The following is a 17,107-nucleotide window of genomic DNA, read 5'->3' on the forward strand; positions in this document are numbered from 1 at the left end:
CGGCAAATTAAGAAAAGTGAATTTTCGCTTCTGCGGGTAATACGCCATAGCTCGGACTTATTACGGCAGGCCAATACCCTTAGCTCAGCTTCTCAAACCGATCCCACGAAACGCACGCCAATCACTTACGGCTCGTTGAAGGACAATGACTTCATTCTTAAATCGGGCCGATATAGATTGCAGACTGGAGGGCGGCGATAAGCATTGTACTGTCGAAAGGTTTCTTGAAAACTCGCTCCTTGCCCTGAAAGGCCGAGCCGGCGAGCGAAGCCATCTCCGAGTCGCCTGTAATGTAGAAAATCGGAAGTTCGGGCCGCTTGAGCGTCGTCTCGCGACCAAGTTCCACCCCATTCATATCCGGCATGGCGATATCGGTGATAAGGCAGTCGATCATTGCCAACCGGGTATCCGATAAAAGCGCCTTTGCAGAATTGAAGGTAAAAACCTTAAATCCTTTGGATTCGAGTAGGTCGCGTAGCGCTTCCAACACTTTTGGGTCATCGTCTACGATGGCGACGGTATTTCCTCGGGCGCTCATTGTGGGCCTAATCCAGAATATCTGGAATGAATGATGGAAATATCTAATTTTGTCGCCATGCGCACGAGGTCCGGCAACGACGCCGCCTTCATCTTTTGCATTACGTGCCCGCGATGAACCTGTAATGTAATTTCCGTAATGCCGAGTTCAACGGCAGCCTGCTTGTTCATGAGACCGCTTACAATGAGAGGGAGCACCTCACGCTCTCGGGGTGTAAGACTTTCAAAACGTCCCCTAAGTGCATTAAGTTCCTCTCGCTCGAGCAAGCGCTTTGTATCGAGCTCGATCGCCGCTCGTACGGCGCTTAGGAGGGCCCCTCCAGCAAATGGTTTTACCAAGAAGTCTACCGCACCAAGCTTCATCGCACTCACAGAAGACGGGATGTCTGGATTCCCGGTAAGAAACACAATCGGCGGGTGATCATGACGGTGGATTTTTGCCTGAAACTCGAGGCCGCTCATGTCCGGTAAATTGATGTCGAGGACAAGGCAACTCGGTTGCTGGGGTCTAGGTCCTACCAAATACTCCTTTACCGATCCGAGCGCCACGCAACGAAGGCCGACGGACGCAAATAAATCGCACAAGGAGACTTGTACGGCAGGGTCGTCGTCAATAACGATGACAAGTTTTTCTCCATCCGACACTGAATACACCTCCTTGGAGCAAGTGCAAAGAGCCTAACATATCTAACTATTGCGCTGAATATTTGAACACACGAAACGAATCACCACTACACAGGCTCCCACTGGGAGAGAGTTTCGGTTGTTGAGGAGCGGCGGGTTCGACTGCATCTACCTCTCGTCAAATAAGCTATCTGCCCCCGACACCTTATTCCATTATACCTTTATGTAAGGCGTGCGCTGCGCTTACAGTGCCCGTTCTCCTTTAGCTGCGACGGAGTTTGACCCAACAGGATTTCGAACGCATGTCAGCTCCCTCGTTCGTTCTGTGTGGCATCTATTCCCAACAGGAGCCTCAGTCGCTCAAGGTACTACACCCCGAATATTTCTCCGGCGAAAAAATAAACTCTGAGCAAAGTCGGTTCAACACCGAAGCCTTCTGTTGCACTCAATCTTGGCACGTCGATCATCAGCGGCAAGGTTACTGGAGCGCCAAGGCGCTTACTCCTCTGTCGCTCGACTGGAACGTGATCCGGGAAGCCAGAAACCGACACTTGTACCTTGAGGTAAGCACGGCTCCCCCCATATCCGTCCACCATAGCTTTCAACAATGGTTTTGCAGATCGCCAATCCTATTCCCAAACCTTGCTGTTTCGTCGAGTAGAACGCCTTGAAGAAACGGCCATACTCTTCTGGGGGGAGTGAGGGACCGGTATCGTTTACCAATGTTGTGACGCCACCTTGATCATCGATTTGGGTGGAGATAGCTAGATTTTTCTCGCCTTCCTCCATTACTGACATAGCGTCAATCGCGTTAACAACCAGGTTCACGATCACCTGCTGCAACTGAATTCGATCAGCCGTAACAAGCGGCGTCATTTTCGCAAATTCAACTCGGATGCTTATCGACTTATGACGGGCCTCCGATTGCAGCAACGGAAGGGTGTCTAGCACCAATTCATTGACATTGATGGGTTCGTGAACGGGAGCACTCTTTTTGATGAGCGCCCTAATTTTATCCAATATCTCCGAGGCGCGATGACCTTCCTCTTCGGCTCGCAGCAACGAGCGCTTGGCAGCTTCTATATTGGGTGGCGTCGAGGAAAGCCATTGCAAGCCGGCATTCGCGCTTGCAACCATCCCGACTAGAGGCTGCCGAATGTCGTGTGCGATCCATGTTGAAAGGTGCCCAACTGTGGCGACACGGCTTGCATGGGCAAGTTCAGACTGCAGCTCACGAAACCGCCGCTCACTTTCGACGGCCTTGCGTTCTGCCATCTCACGTTGTGTCAGATCAAGAATGTAGGCTACGCCCTCGCTAGCGGGGACGTCGAATGCTGCAGCTCCAATCAGAACCCTGACCCGAGTCCCGTCGCGTCTAAAATATTCCTTCTCGCGAGGCTGCATCGCACCGGTCGTCGCGAGTTCCGACAACTCAGATTCGACTTGAGCTCGCCAATCCGGTGGCGTCATGTCGAACCACGCTAGTCCTCGAGCAAGGTCCTCCCTGGTATATTGCGTCATTGTAAGGAACGCGTCATTCGCGTCCAAAAGTCGGCCATCCCGTCCCCAAATGAAAATGCCAATGATGTTTGAATCGACAAGTCTTCGAATTCGGGATTCTCGCTCTTTAAGATCACGAATTAAACGTACCTTATCGAGGGACGCCGCAGCCTGGGATGCCAGAAACTTTAAAACAGCAATGCAGCTGGTCGTGAACGCTCCAGGGGCCAGATTGTTCTCAATATATAGAAGCCCGACTCCGTTGCCCGCGTTTGTCAGTGGAATGCAGAGAACTGATCGAAGGCGGTTATCACGAACGTAAGGATCGTCCCTAGAGATATCCCTAATGGAAGCGTCATCGAGCACAACCGCAGCACCAGTCCTAGCAACATAAAGGACAACCGATCGAGCGAGGCCAAACGACGATACATCGTATTCGTTTTGGTCAACTACCAACTCGTCCAGCTTAGTCGAGGCTTCGGCCACCACCCGTAACCCAGAGGCTCCCATGTCGAGCAGAAGAACCGCGCGTTCCGCACCTGAATGCTCAATTGCAGCCTTCATCACAATGTCCACCAGCCTCTCAAGTACAGTCTCGTTGGAGACCGCCTCAAGGACTTTGATCACAGTATCGAGGTCCAAGTGCTCCAAGGAGGCCGAGCTTGTGGATAGCTCCGAAGGCAAAGCAGAACCTTTGACTGCATCCGCCGAAAGAGCAATCTCCACATCCAATAGAGTTACCTTCGCGTCTGCACCCCATTTGTGAAAGCGAGCACGCGCTTCGCGCAATAAAAGATTACCAGTTTTCGCTAATCCACGAGCCATATAAAACCGTGCAGACGCCTCGTAAGCGACCGCCTCGTCCTGCAAGAACTCGTTTTCAACTGATAACCGGATGCTTTCCTCGTAAAGGCGTTGAGCCTCAAGATCGAGCCCGTCAAGCCGCGCGGCTTCTGCCATGACGAGCGCATGTTTTCCGGCGAAGGTAGGTGAGCAGGTTTGTTCAAGCCATAGGCGCAACTGATCCTGGAAGCGATTGAAGCGTATGCGAAGTTCGCCATTCGATCCCTCCCCGCCTTCATGAATGCGTGCTGCGCAAGCTAAAGCGCCGTAGAATTGATAGTCGAGGTGTTCAATTTGAACTATTTTGCAGGTCCCCGTCACTACCATGTCAAGAATACTCACAGCAGAGACGAACTCGCCAGCCAGATAGTGCAGCATCACTTTCCGAGTCCAGTAGAACCACCCCACCGTTGGAGCTCTTGCCCCGCCCAACTCCTGTTCGAAGGCAAGTTGGTCGAACTCGGCATCACTGAAGTCGGAGATGTGTAGTGTAAGGCCTCGCAAACACGCGCTGGCTCGCTCGGGCACCAAGGCCATATCGGCACCGTCTCGATATCCGGTATTTCGAGCCCTCTCTCTTAATTCAGCCAACTCGGCGGCTTCTTGATGGAGGTCTCGCCCTCTCTGAAGCAGGGTCATCGCAATGAACGCGCAGGGAAAGCAAGCGAAGAAAATGTCACCCGCCTCAACTCCGGCCCTATACGCAGTGCGGTACCACTCAATCGACGTGGACAACGACTGGGTCCAAGAAGAAGTGAGGCTCATTGTGTTGTAAACTCGAGCCAAGTCTACTAGCGCCTTTTGCTTTTCTGCAAGCTCGCAAGCCAATCGTACAATGTGATAGCCTTCGTCATAGCGCCCGAACGCCGGACCCATGATCCAGCCAAGCATTGCCAAACCTTGGTTAGAGGAAGGTGCTATACCGTATTGAAAACTGATGTTTACCATCCGACAGGCGATCAAAGTTGTCAGATTGAAATCCGTGAAGAAAGCGGGTGGCCACATTTCTGCAAGTATCTTCATCACCGCAAGCATTTCGGGATTGGTCATAGCTGGGAGCTTTGAGAAACTGGCGATTGGGCTCCCGTCCAAGGCAGTTGAGAGTGACTCGAACTCCCTTTCGACCTCGGATTGCTTTGGATGATCGGGAAAGTCGATGTCGAACAGGCGCAAAGCTGCCAGTCCACTTCGGACGGCAGCAAAATTGTCTGATTGGACTAGATGAAGTTCAACTTTAAGACGATAGACCGTGGCAACATGAACCTTCGTTTCGGCGAGGTGAAGAAGTTGCTCTACTAGGGCCCCTGCTTCATTGAGGTTGCCTGCCATGAACGTACATTCGGCTTTCTGCAGGGCGAGGGCGAATATTAGGTCGTAGTTGGTCTGCCATCCTTCCTCTTGGAGATATGTCATGCCCTGCGTCAGATAGCCCATTGCCGCTACGTATGCGCTTGCAGCCTTTGCCTTAATCCCCGCGCGAAGATTCAACGATGCGGCCAGCAGCTTCGTCGGCTCATCTTTGGGAACTGCTGCTCGGTTGAACTGGTCGACCACATCGAATAATTGGTCCTCCACATCGACGCCGTAGAACGCAACAAGCTGTGACGCAATTTCTTTATGCGTCGAGAGCCTTTCATCCTCTGAAAGCATCGCATAGGCAGCCTCTTGGACACGGTCATGGGCGAACGCATATGCCCCGTCTACCCTCACGAGCAGTCCCATTCGTAGGGCTTCCTTCAGAAGGTCTTGTGTGTCGCGCTCTCCCTTCCCAAGAACGAGATGGAACCGGTCAAGGTCAATCGAACTTCCCATGCAGGCGGCTAGTTTCAGGGCCTGCAAAGATTCACCGGAAAGTCTGTTCAATCTTGCTACCATGAGGTCTACGACGCTCTCGCTTACCTGCTTGGTCGATATCGCGTCCTCGTCCCAACACCACTCAAGCGCATTGCTATCGTAGTAGATGAGATTCTCGTCGGCCATAGCGCCAATGAATTGCAAGATGAAGAAAGGATTCCCGCCGACCTTGCTGCAAATTATCCGGGATAAGCGAGCAACTTTATTGGGCTCTGTCTCAAACAGATCGCTCAGCATCAGCGAGACGTCAGCAGGCGATATTCCAGATAGCCGAACCTCGTCGAACGGCCTATCGGCTGCGCGGATAACGTCCAGACGGTGGGTTAAAGGGTGGCTCGGGCCAACCTCGTTGTCTCGAAACGCCCCAATGATCATCAGATGCTTGAGGTCTTCGCGTGTCGAAATGTGCGTAAAGAGATCGAGCGTGGCCAGATCAAGCCATTGCAGATCATCAAGGAACAATACCAGAGGGTGCTCCCTGGTAGCGAAAACCGCAATAAAATTCTGAAAAACGGTCATTAGACGCGTATGGGCCTCGGGCCCAGACAATACTGGAACTGATACTTGGTGGCCAATAATGGCTTCTAGTTCGGGGACTAGGTTGACCATGAGTTCGCCGTTAGTGCCAAGCGCACCGAGTAGGCTAGCTCGCCAAGTGGCTAGCTCGACCTCTTCCTTTCCAAGTAGCTGCTGGACAAGCCCCTGAAACGCCTCCGCAAAAATCGAGTAAGGTATATCGCGCTTGTATTGGTCAAATTTTCCGGTCGCAAATAGCCCGTTAAACGGCACAAGTGCCCTCTCCAGCTCCTTGACGACGGACGTTTTCCCAACGCCAGAATATCCCGACACCAGTACAAGGTTTGAGCAACCGCTTTCAGCCATTTCGTTGAAAGCGGTGACGAGCCTCTGGACCTCTTGCTGTCTCCCGTAAAGACCTTCTGGTACCAGGAGTTCAGCAGACACATCGCCCCTGCCCAGCTCGAAGACCTCAAGAGAACTCCCGTGAAGTATGTCAGTAAGGCAGCGGTTAAGGTCTTTCTCAAGTCCCGTCGCGGTCTGGTAGCGGGCCTCGGCGGCTTTCTCCATGAGCTTCATCAAGATTGCTTCGACGGCCTCGGGAATATCGGGCCGTAACTCTCGAGGAGATTTTGGCTGCCGAGCCACATGACAATGTATCCATTCGGCTGCGTCGTACGCGACGAAAGGCAATGACCCGGTTAAGAGCTCGTATAACGCCACCCCGAGTGAGTAGAGGTCGCTTCTTGCATCCACTGAGCGATTCATTCGACCGGTCTGCTCAGGGGCCATGTACTGAAGGGTACCCTCGATCACCTCGGGAGGCATCGTTGTACGCCGTTCGCGCGGTAGGCGAGACGCAAGGCCAAATCCTGTAATTCGAACATCGTCGAACGTTTCGCAAACTAAGAGGTTAGCTGGTCGGATATCCTTGTGTATCAGTCCGCTGGCATGCATTGCCGCGATAGCTCGACTGCTAGCCGCAGCCACGCGCAAGAAGTCGGCCAGGCGAACCGGGGTCCGAAGGATTTCCGAAAGCGGACGACACAGTTGGTCGTCATACGAAAGTGACCCGGATTGAGGCTCAAATCCGCGAGGCCGCAAAGCCCAGGTCGCATCCAATTGGTCCCTAATCTGGAACTCACGGCTCAGGCGTTTAAGGTATCCTCTGGCAATACCCCCGCCCGAGGGAAAGACAACAAGTAACGGTGGCTCGCCGCTTTGCAAGGCCACTCTATAAAATACTCTGTCGTCGTCAAACCAGAGTACTTCGCCATTTATCGGGTTAAGATAGTCACGGCAATCTACGGACGTCATCGCGCAAATACAAGCTTTGGTTGACTTCAAGTGATCTGCATGAGTGGCGCGGGTTTTGCATAGTGGTCCTGCACCGGATAGAAGCCCCACGTCGAAAGGCCCGCGCTGTGCGCTTTCCATCGACATGGCAACAGGAGTTTTCTGCCTCCCTTGAGAGTTGTGCTGGGTATTCAACTTCGTTCCAACCAGTCATATGGCTACCTCAATTGTTGGCGCGGACGCCTCAATAAAGATCAGCAACTACATATATGTCGATGCAGCAGGAGCGATATACGTAGATACAGCTTTCCGCGCTCGACCCATGTAGTCAATTATTCCAATGAGCTATTGGAACACTTAGGTAATCATAAAGTATTACTAAAATAGCCATAGGCCATCACATTATTGACGAAACGCCCCATCCGCGACAGAATAAATTCCAGCAGGAAGGGCGTCAAATTCCGAATCCACGTAGTTCTATTACCGAACCTGATAGGCTTTAAGATGAACATCCGTCAGATTGAAGCGCTCCGAGCGATTATGAAGGCCGGTTCGGCGTCTCGAGCGGCCGAAACAATGGGAATCACGCAACCCGCTGTTAGTCGCTTGATTGCGGAACTGGAGAAGGCAATCGGATTTCAGCTATTTGACAGGGTTCGCGGTCGGTTGGAACCCACAGATCAATGTCGAATGTTCTACGCCGATGTCGAGCGAACATTCGTCGGATTGGAAGTGTTGAAGCATTCGGCTTCCCAGATTCGCGAGCGCGGGCCAGGCATCGTCAGGGTTGCGAACATGCCAGGAATTGGGCTGCTAGTGGTCGCCCGAGCGGTGACGGAGTTTCGACTGCTGCACCCCGAGGTCGTCGTCTCATCGCAGTTGATGTCCACCGCTGACGTATGGACGGCACTCGGAACTGGCCAGATAGATATTGGAGTGGCTCCCAAGGAAACCGATTTACCCCACGTCGAGTATCTTCATTTCTCTGGAGACGGCGCAATGTGCGCAATGTCGCCACGACACAGGCTCGCTTCGAACGAAGTCATCACACCGGCCGATCTCGACGGAACCGAGTACATCGCCCATACACCCGCCGCCCGAATGCGGCGCGCGATGGCCGAATTGATGGAACAGGGTGGCCATAAATTTAACGTTGTCGCTGAAACACCGATGTGCATGACATTGCTTTCGATGATCAGCAGCGGCGTCGGTGTGGGGCTTGTGAATCCAATGTCTGTTGAGGGCCTTGGAAACATAGACGTAGTTCTGCGCCCTTTTAAACCGACTTTGCCTCTGAACTTCTTCCTGGGATATCGCACCGATACGCCGCCCTCACGCTACGTGCTTTCCATGGCCCAATGCCTGCTAGATGCCAGGCCGATTGGCGAAACAGGTTTACCAGCGGAGCAGCGTTCATCGGAGGCTCTGCGTCAAGCAATCGCGTGAACACGAAATTTGCTCCCAGTTCCATTTGTCTTATGCAGCTGAAGCGTCGCGATTATCGCAACCGTTTCTCCTTTCGTTCAGCACCTATGCTTTGATGGCATCAACAAAGGCTCGAAATCCCGCCGACATGTTTCTTCGGCTCGGATAATAAAGGTACAGCGGCTCCTCGGGCTGGCACCAATCCTCCAAAACCTTGACCAATCGGCCCGCAGCAACAGGCTCGGCGACCCGGTCTTCCCACACGTAAGCGAGTGCGACCCCTTCCAATGCAGCTCTGGTCATCAGTTCGTGATCATCGAGCGAGAGTGGTCCCGTGGGCTGGAAGACAATAGTGCGGCCATCTTTGGAGAATTCCCACGGATAGCGCGCCCCTGAGGGAAACATATTCTGGATGCAAAGGTGCCGCTTTAGATCATGTGGTGTGTCAGGGACAGGCCTGCGTTCGAAATATGCTGGTGACCCGACGACCACCAGGCGCAGTCTAGGCCTGATCCGCACCGCGATCATGCCTTCAGCCACGCGTTCGCCAAAGCGAATCCCGGCGTCGTAGCCCTCTTGTACAATATCGACGAGCCTGTCCGTGGCGCTGATCTCTAGTTCCAGGTTCGGGTTTTTCTCCAATAGCGGGCCAATAACCGACCCGATCACAAAGGGCGCTATCGAATTTGGAACGTTCAGCTTTACTCTTCCGAAGGGCGTATGCCGAAATCTGTTCAGCGCGTCGAGTGCCGAGGCAATCTCAGCAAATGCAGGATCGAGATGTGATTGAAGTAACTCCCCCGCCTCCGTCAGAGAAACGCTGCGCGTGGTTCGATTGAGAAGGCGGACACCAATCCGGTGCTCGAGGCTGAGAACCGCGTGGCTAACCGCAGATGCGGTGACCCCCCTCTCTTCACCAGCCTTCCGGAAGCTCTTATGGCGGGCGACTGCTGCAAATGCCGACAACTCGGAAAGCTCCGTTGACCTCATTGATGAACCCTGTTCATTATTGTTTCAAAAAAGAATAGCCTTATACATCAGTCGAAACTCGGTCAAATTCCTTCTCATCAGCAACGAGCTGGTAAACAACTCAACGGAAGGAGACCATCATGAAAGTCTGGTTCATCACGGGCGCATCCCGGGGATTTGGAGCGCTTATCACCAAAGAGGCCTTGGCCGCCGGCGACGCTGTTGTTGCTACCGCGAGGAATCCCAAGACGATCACCGAGCAGATCGGCGAGCATCCAAACCTTTTGGCTGTTGCGCTTGACGTCACGAGTGAAGCCCAGGCCAACGAAGCCGCGGCTGCCGCAATCCAGCGCTTTGGAAAGATCGACGTGCTCGCAAACAACGCAGGTTATGGCCTGCTCGGCGCGGTCGAGGAGGCGACGAACGACGAAGTCGAGGCAATTTACGCAACCAATGTATTCGGCCTGTTGAAGGTAACACGGGCAATTCTGCCGCACATGCGCCGCCAACGCTCCGGTCATATCTTGAACTTCTCTTCGATAGGCGGTTACTTCGGCTTTCCGGGATGGGGCGTCTACGGCTCAACGAAATTCGCTGTCGAAGGCCTTTCAGAATCCCTGGCGGCTGAGGTCGCGCCATTTGGCATTAAGGTCACAATCGTGGAGCCCGGATTCTTCCGCACCGACTTCCTGAACGACAATTCCTTGACCGTCAGCCCGGCCACGATCGCAGACTATGTCGGTACGCCCGCAGGAGATATGCGCGAGTTTGCGGCGGCCGCCAACCATGGACAGCCGGGCGATCCTGCCAAGTTTGCAAAGGGCGTCATAACCCTTGCGAACGCCTCCAATCCCCCCCTGCGAATGCAGTTTGGCAGCGATACTGTCGCCAAGATCGAGGAGAAAAACGCGAGTGTGGCCAATGAACTTTCGCAATGGCGAGACCTCGCTCTTTCCACAGACTTTACTGCCTAATATGCCCTTACGGCCCTGGCGATAATTCGCCGGGGCCGATCGTTGCAGCGCATTACCTAGATGTCGCCTACACCAATCGGCGGACGGTGTGAATTTTTGCTGCCTATTGAGAAATCAATTGCCTATCCGATGGCCGGTAGAGCAACATTTGCTGTAGCACCTAGAGTGTCCACGCGGTTGGGGAATGTAGAATGGCTTCCGAAGCGCACGGTATGGAGCTACTGCCCATAATAGGGCTCCTCAGTGCTGCAATTGTTGCAGCTCCACTATTCAAGCGCCTCGGCTTTGGATCAGTCCTGGGCTACCTTGCTGGGGGCGTTGTCATCGGCCCGTTTGGCGCGCGCCTGTTGGATGACCCGGCGTTCATACTGAACGTGGCCGAACTTGGCGTCGTGATGTTCCTTTTCATAATTGGGCTAGAGATGAGGCCTTCACGTCTGTGGGGTTTGCGACGTGAGATTTTTGGGCTTGGTGTCGCACAAGTCGGTTTGTGCGCCATGTGCCTCACCGCCGTAGGCGTTTTCACGGGTTTTCCGCTAGCCCCTTCGTTCGTAGCCGGTGCCGGCTTTGTTCTGACTTCTACTGCAGTAGTTATGCAGCTTCTTGAGGAGAGGGGCGAAATTTCCACCCCTAAGGGCCAACGCATTGTCTCAATTCTCCTGTTGGAAGATATGTCGATTGTACCCCTGCTGGCACTGGTGGCCTTCCTAGCCCCCATCGTTCCGGGAGCATCGTCAGCGAATGAAGGTATAAACTGGTTGGCAATCGGCATCGGGATCACATCGATCGCAGGCCTGGTTTTGGCAGGGCGCTACCTGTTAAATCCATTGTTCGGCGTGATCGCTAGTGCTGGTGCACGCGAGGTCATGACGGCTGCGGCACTCCTTGTGGTACTAGGTTCGGCATATGTTATGCAACTCGGCGGGCTATCCATGGCCATGGGCGCATTCCTCGCTGGCGTGTTACTATCAGAATCCACGTTTCGGCATCAATTGGAGGCCGATGTTGAGCCGTTCCGTGGCATCCTGCTCGGCCTCTTTTTCTTGGCTGTGGGGATGTCGCTCGATTTAACCGTTATCGCCAACAACTGGCGGACCATTCTTTTCTATGTGGTAGCTTACATGGTTGTGAAGGCGATCGTGATTTATGTCGTCGCTCGGCTACTGAAATCTTCCCCTTGGGAGGCACTCCAACGATCGATATTCATGGCACAGGGCGGAGAATTCGCTTTCGTGCTTTACACGGCAGCGTTGGCCGTCGGTATCCTCACCCTCGAACAGAGCGCAATACTGACGTCCATCATCATCATTTCCATGGCGCTGACGCCGATTCTAATTACCCTGCTAAGTTTTATTGAGAAGTCAATTCCGCCGACACTGGAAGAAGCTTGGCGGCCTGAGAATCTCAAAGGCAGCGTACTAATCATAGGATTTGGAAGGGTTGGGCAAATCGTTAGCCAGCTGCTTCTCGACCGTGGTCATGACATTTCGATCATTGATACCGACGTTGAGATGATCAATATCGCACGAGAGTTCGATTTCGAAGTCTATTATGGCGACGGGAAGCGGCTCGACATCCTGCATGCAGCAGGGGCTGAACGCGCCAAGACAATCATCGTATGCGTCGACAAATCGGAGGATGCCACCCGGATCGTTGAACTGGTGAAGGCTGAGTTCCCCTCGGTCCCTGTACTGGCGCGCGCGGTCGACCGAAGACATGCCCTTACGCTTCAAAGAGCAGGTTCTGACTTTCACATCCGGGAGACCTTCGAGTCTGCCGTGGTCCTTGGACAGAGGGCGCTTGAGATGATGGGAGCGGAACTTCACGAGATCGATGAAATTGCCAACGTTGTCCGACAGCGCGATGCCCATCGATTTCAACTGGAAAAGTCAGGCGGCCTGTCTGCCGGAAAGCCTATGTTTAGCGGCAAGCGCATACCTCGGGAGATTTCGCCCGACGTTTAATTTACTAAGCATTTAGCTTGAAGTGATGACTTGATTGGTCGTGACTGTCATCGTTGGGTGAAGTAGCCTGATTTCGTCGGCAACCAACTTCTGGAGAAGCCACAGTTTTCTGTCATGTATGCCAAACTCTTCAAGATGGAGAACGGTGTTGTAGAGATACGCGGCGCACGAGCCCGCGTACCCGCACGCCCTAGCCAGCATCCACGCTACGCGTTCAATAGGTTGACCAAGCATTACACCTTCACCCGGGAGAGGGCCTACCCAGAAACTCAACGCGCGTATGGGGCCTTTGCCAGATAGAACCTTGATCCATCGGGTGGTGTAAATGCTCTCTTGGTCCCAAACCTCTCGTCGAAGCAGTCGATCGATTGCTTTTTTGTGATCGTTTCTACCTACTTTGAGCAAAAAACCGTCACAACGCCCACCCCGCTCCAGGGCCATCATCAATCCTGGTTGCTCAGGCGTTCCTCGCCATGTGACGAGTTCAAGGCAGAATGACCGATGCCAACCATAAGCCGTACCTTTCATTCGATCTGTGACCTCGAACTCTGGTTTCCAGATGAGTGAACCGTAGGCAAAAACCCAAAGATCGCCGTCACCAATTTCCTCAGAAAACCGGGAGACCAGGTCACTGTAGTCAGTATTGGAAAGCGGCGTCCATCTTTCGTCGGGTGGTGGCTCAGCTACCGCACGCTCGCAAAGTGCTACCAATTCAGGTGTGAGAGACATTTTACGCATCGATGCACCCCGACCTCCGCTGTAATAGAAGGTGGAACCGATTGCCCTGTCAAGGTTACGCTTCGGTGGCTGCCGACGCGCCCTCAGCCGAGACCTTCGCATTCAACCCACATCGAAGTTGTGCGAATTCCTCCCGCTAAGGGCACGCCTTACGACTGATATGGTCGATGATTGCCGCAGCATTTACACTCGTCAAAATCTGAATCACAACTACTTGCCGTTGACCAAATATCTCCTGCAATCAAAACTCCCCAAATCACTTCACGATGTCCCGACGGAGACCCGGGCATGTTTCTTTTAGACACGAGTGTTCTAAGCCAAGCCCAATATAAAAAAGCGCATCCTTCTGTCGCTCAATGGCTAGCCGACCAAGAAGATTTGGCGATACCGTTTCCAGCGCTTTTAGAAATTCAACAAGGAATCGTTGAAATTGGTGCGAGACAGCCGGCACTCGCCGCGGAGATTATGGCTTGGTTCGATGAATTACTCGAATGGGATTTTCTGTACCCAGAAATCAACCACCAAGTCGCCAAAACGCTCGCTAAACTACATTGTTGCGAGCCACTAAGACATCTGTGGTATACAAATCCAGAAAACGCGAGGAGGCGAAAACCCGGACAGGACCTGTTTATCGCAGCCGTCTCCATCGCACACAATCTGCCGATAGCAACGCTCAACGGAAAAGATTTTGCGTTGATAGCCCACTACTTCCCACTGCCTGGCGTGTACAATCCGGCGTTCTCGATGTGGGTCGTCGCAAAATCCGACAGACCAGTTACCGCCACCCAAGCGACAGCTAAATATGCTTAGCGATCTTTCGGTCCACCACGAGAAAGCAGAGGGCCGACTGGACCCTTCATCCGTGGCTTGAATATAATTTCAAAGAGCCCGTTCTCGTCGCGCACGCTTTGAGGGCTATCGTTACGTGCAGCCTCGAAGACTTCGGATATCCGAAGTTCAGCATCTTTCCTCTCCCAAATGGCTGTCGGTTCCCTCACATGATCCTCTCTTCGATGAAGTCCAACAATAACCGATTCCTACCGGACTGTGAACGTGAACGGACCGACACCAAGAAGCGAGTCCTTGATATACCATTTTAACCTTACTCCCCCGGGATGCACTGTTGGCTGCGGCAACACTTAGTTGTTCCTCAGCTTGCGTCCGAGTCGACAGCGCTCTCGCGAGCTCGCCCGCTGTCGGGCGACGATCCCACATTATGTCGACCAATCTCTGTCGGGGTCCTAGAAAACTGCTCCAAAAGTAAACCCCGCAGAAAGCCAGTACCGATGTCGCAGTGAAGACGGTCGAAGTCGGCAATTTACCAGCCTGCCTTGCCTTCATGTACAAGTACACTTTTCGGCCGGTTAGTTTTCATTAGCAAATTCAGGTTAGCAAAAGGGCCTATGCCGAAACTGCGATCATGCTCGAGGATGGCCTGAATGGACGAAGCGCTCACACCAGAGGAGAGGTTCTGGAAACCGCGTAATTCCAATGATTTTCCGGATGACATCATTTCAAAGTTCGCCAACACGTTACGCGACGACAAGCGCGACTGGCTCTATGAATTCCATTTTGCTTGCCACCAACGGACGATAATTTGGGATGAATGCGACAACGACCGTTTTGAGGAGGAAGCCCCTGCCGTCGCTGTCGGTTTTGAGATCATCGAGATGTCGGAAGGCCTTTTCGAGGCTATAACTCCAGAAGGTATGCACTCTCTGCTCTTTACTGGGTCAAATGCACGGTCAATAAACGCTGCATTGAAGCAAGCACTTTTTCTGGAAAATCATAGAGCGGGCACAGTGGACCATTCCGATGCTTTTCTGACACTAATTGAAAGTGAATTACAAAAAGCGCGAAAAGGGATTTTCGCAAATTGGAAAGTCGCAAGCCAAGACAAGCGCTTTCTCGCAAGCACCTCCCCCTCCGAATAACGATTGCCTTCGAAAGTTCCGCCCACGGGTGCCAAATTAAGCCTACCTTTCTATGTCATGGTCCGAAACCACTCGCCGAGGGCTGCGGAACAGAAAAACCCCACAGCATTAGTTCCAGGGTCTGAATTTAGAGCGCGTCCATTGAACGCGGAATCGGGTTGAGGATTCCCCTGGCTGCCGAATTCTGATTCCATCGCCCCGACTGTTGATTTGGTCGGAGGCAATATGACCCGAGCTTTTAGTGATGATCTGCGTAGCCGCGTTTGGCTGCGTCACGCGATGGCATGTCGGCGCGATCAGCGGCGGCCAGATTTGGAATTGGTATTTCAACGGCCATCGCCTGGATCGCCAGCGCACGGGCGGGTCAGTTGAGGCCTGCGAAGCAGGGCCGACGCGGTGGCTCACGCCTCGATGCGCACAAGGACTTCATCATCGGCATGATCGAAAAGGAAAAGGATATTACGCTCAACGAGATGGTTGTGCGATTGCGTCAGGACAGAGCCGTATCGATCGGCCGCAGCGCGCTTGACGTCTGGCTGCGAAAGCGCGGCTGGACTTTCAAAAAAAGACCGCACATGCACTGGAGCAGGAGCGTCCTGACCTCCTGAAACGTCGTCAGGATTGGTTCGACGGCCAACTCGATCTCGATCCGGCGCGGCTCGTCTTCATCGATGAAACCGGCTTGAGCACGAAGATGTCTCGGCTTCGCGGACGGGCCCTTTGCGGAGATCGATGCCGCTCACCGGTCCCGCACGGCCATTGGAAGACAACGACGTTTACCGGCGCGCTCAGGCTACTCTTCGAGGTTGACCTCAAGGTTCTTGAGGGATCGGAAATTTTCGATCTGGAGTTTTTTTAGTTTCACAGAAGCGCTCGCAAACTGTAGCAATAACCAGAGATATATTAGTGATGCGCGATTCGCGCTACACGAGAAATTTGCTCAGTCCAAAAAATCCAACTCCCCAGCATATCGAAGAAGCTGAAGCTGCCTCAGCATGAACCGATTCGGCAGAAAGGAACGCGTGCCAGGACTGTCGTCGAAAATCTCCACTGAATTTGGTTTATCGACGAGCTTCCTCCGAGCTGACAAAACGGGCTGCTTCTCACCCTCTCACATACACGTCCCCAAAAGCCAAGAAAGCTACCACCTCTAGGCATCGGCCCTCGAAATTAACCATTAAGTTGAGGGTGGCCATCAATGCTACTTGCAGAACATTTTAGCCCTCGGCAATATGCCGCGGGGGCTTTCTATGAAAAAACGGTACTGGCTGCTTTGTGGACTTATCCTATTCGGGATTTCGAAATTGGGGGAAACGCCGTCGAAGTCCGGCGTAACGACACAGCCAAGTTTCTCAACTGATGCGCGCGTCCTGGAACCTCCGCCGTCGACAATGAGCGACCAACAACCTACCTCCCCTTCCACAACAACTTTGTCTCCAGGAGGCGAGACGCCCAGATCGCCGAATTTCGCAGAAATACGAACCAAGTTTGTTAGCGGAAGTGGTGTCGCACTGCGCGGTGCGCCAAACACAAAGGCCCAAATCATTGATAGACTAGATCGAGGACGAAAAGTCGACCTCCTTCAGTCGGAAGCAGAGTGGTCTAGGATCAAGGATATTCTGACCCAAAAGGAAGGATGGGTTGCAACCAGGTTCTTGCAGGATGACAAGCCCAAGCGAGAGGAAATCTCAAAACCTTCGGAATCAAAGAGCAAGCCTCCGCCAACACTATCACCACCAATAATCATCCAGCGGATCATCGCCGAATCCGTCGCCAGCTATCCCGGCACATGCGCCTGCCCTTACAGCACGGATCGCAGGGGCCGAAGATGTGGCAACCGAAGTGCATATTCAAAGCCCGGCGGCTATGCCCCAATCTGTTTCGCACAGGATGTTACGAAATCGATGATCGAAGCCTATCGCTGACCTATTGG

At 53.2% G+C, this 17,107-nt stretch carries 11 protein-coding genes and 1 pseudogene; 7 read left to right on the top strand and 5 right to left on the bottom strand.

What is annotated here, in order from left to right:
• Window positions 1–157: 157 nt before the first annotated feature.
• The 3 genes from AGR13A_RS15265 to AGR13A_RS15275 all read right to left on the bottom strand — a co-directional run bounded on the left by AGR13A_RS15265 (window position 158) and on the right by AGR13A_RS15275 (window position 7,317).
• Complete coding sequence (locus AGR13A_RS15265; protein ID WP_080837156.1) at window positions 158–538, bottom strand: response regulator transcription factor; 381 nt, start codon at window positions 536–538, stop codon at window positions 158–160.
• Entirely contained in the window at window positions 535–1,182 is a 648-nt protein-coding gene (locus tag AGR13A_RS15270) for a response regulator transcription factor (RefSeq protein ID WP_080837158.1), read from the bottom strand. Before AGR13A_RS15270 ends, AGR13A_RS15265 begins: the two co-directional genes overlap by 4 nt.
• A 477-nt stretch (window positions 1,183–1,659) precedes the next feature.
• Window positions 1,660–7,317, bottom strand: a complete 5,658-nt coding sequence (locus AGR13A_RS15275; RefSeq protein ID WP_080837160.1) for a trifunctional serine/threonine-protein kinase/ATP-binding protein/sensor histidine kinase — start codon at window positions 7,315–7,317, stop codon at window positions 1,660–1,662.
• A 357-nt stretch (window positions 7,318–7,674) separates the two neighbouring features.
• Between AGR13A_RS15275 and AGR13A_RS15280 the strand changes: the two genes are divergently transcribed.
• Window positions 7,675–8,616, top strand: coding sequence for a LysR family transcriptional regulator (locus tag AGR13A_RS15280; RefSeq protein WP_080837163.1), 942 nt, complete (start codon window positions 7,675–7,677; stop codon window positions 8,614–8,616).
• An 84-nt stretch (window positions 8,617–8,700) separates the two neighbouring features.
• On the opposite strand, the gene AGR13A_RS15285 is transcribed toward AGR13A_RS15280, so the two are convergent.
• Entirely contained in the window at window positions 8,701–9,585 is an 885-nt protein-coding gene (locus AGR13A_RS15285) for a LysR family transcriptional regulator (RefSeq protein ID WP_080837164.1), read from the bottom strand.
• A gap of 119 nt (window positions 9,586–9,704) precedes the next feature.
• On the opposite strand from AGR13A_RS15285, the gene AGR13A_RS15290 reads away from it, so the two are divergent.
• Both AGR13A_RS15290 and AGR13A_RS15295 read left to right on the top strand, forming a co-directional pair.
• Complete coding sequence (locus AGR13A_RS15290; protein WP_080837167.1) at window positions 9,705–10,538, top strand: oxidoreductase; 834 nt, start codon at window positions 9,705–9,707, stop codon at window positions 10,536–10,538.
• 191 nt (window positions 10,539–10,729) lie between these two features.
• Window positions 10,730–12,502 carry a monovalent cation:proton antiporter-2 (CPA2) family protein gene (locus AGR13A_RS15295; RefSeq protein WP_080837169.1) on the top strand — a complete coding sequence of 591 codons (1,773 nt, stop codon included), beginning with the start codon at window positions 10,730–10,732 and terminating at the stop codon, window positions 12,500–12,502.
• Between the two features lie 12 nt (window positions 12,503–12,514).
• Here the strand turns inward: AGR13A_RS15295 and AGR13A_RS15300 are convergent, their stop codons facing one another.
• Window positions 12,515–13,240, bottom strand: coding sequence for a gamma-glutamylcyclotransferase (locus AGR13A_RS15300; protein WP_080837171.1), 726 nt, complete (start codon window positions 13,238–13,240; stop codon window positions 12,515–12,517).
• Window positions 13,241–13,528: 288 nt separating this feature from the next.
• Between AGR13A_RS15300 and AGR13A_RS15305 the strand changes: the two genes are divergently transcribed.
• From AGR13A_RS15305 to AGR13A_RS15320, 4 genes and pseudogenes are all read left to right on the top strand, one after another.
• Window positions 13,529–14,050 carry a PIN domain-containing protein gene (locus AGR13A_RS15305; protein ID WP_080837173.1) on the top strand — a complete coding sequence of 174 codons (522 nt, stop codon included), beginning with the start codon at window positions 13,529–13,531 and terminating at the stop codon, window positions 14,048–14,050.
• A 629-nt stretch (window positions 14,051–14,679) separates the two neighbouring features.
• Entirely contained in the window at window positions 14,680–15,174 is a 495-nt protein-coding gene (locus tag AGR13A_RS15310) for a hypothetical protein (RefSeq protein ID WP_080837175.1), read from the top strand.
• Between the two features lie 225 nt (window positions 15,175–15,399).
• Window positions 15,400–15,970 (top strand): annotated as a pseudogene (locus AGR13A_RS25155) (IS630 family transposase); the annotation flags it as partial.
• A gap of 595 nt (window positions 15,971–16,565) precedes the next feature.
• The gene (locus AGR13A_RS15320; RefSeq protein ID WP_308400255.1) at window positions 16,566–17,099 is read left to right on the top strand and encodes an SH3 domain-containing protein; all 534 of its coding nucleotides are present in this window, start codon (window positions 16,566–16,568) and stop codon (window positions 17,097–17,099) included.
• The last annotated feature ends 8 nt before the right edge of the window (window positions 17,100–17,107 follow it).

It is taken from the genome of Agrobacterium genomosp. 13 str. CFBP 6927, assembly GCA_900012615.1.
Lineage (GTDB): Bacteria > Pseudomonadota > Alphaproteobacteria > Rhizobiales > Rhizobiaceae > Agrobacterium.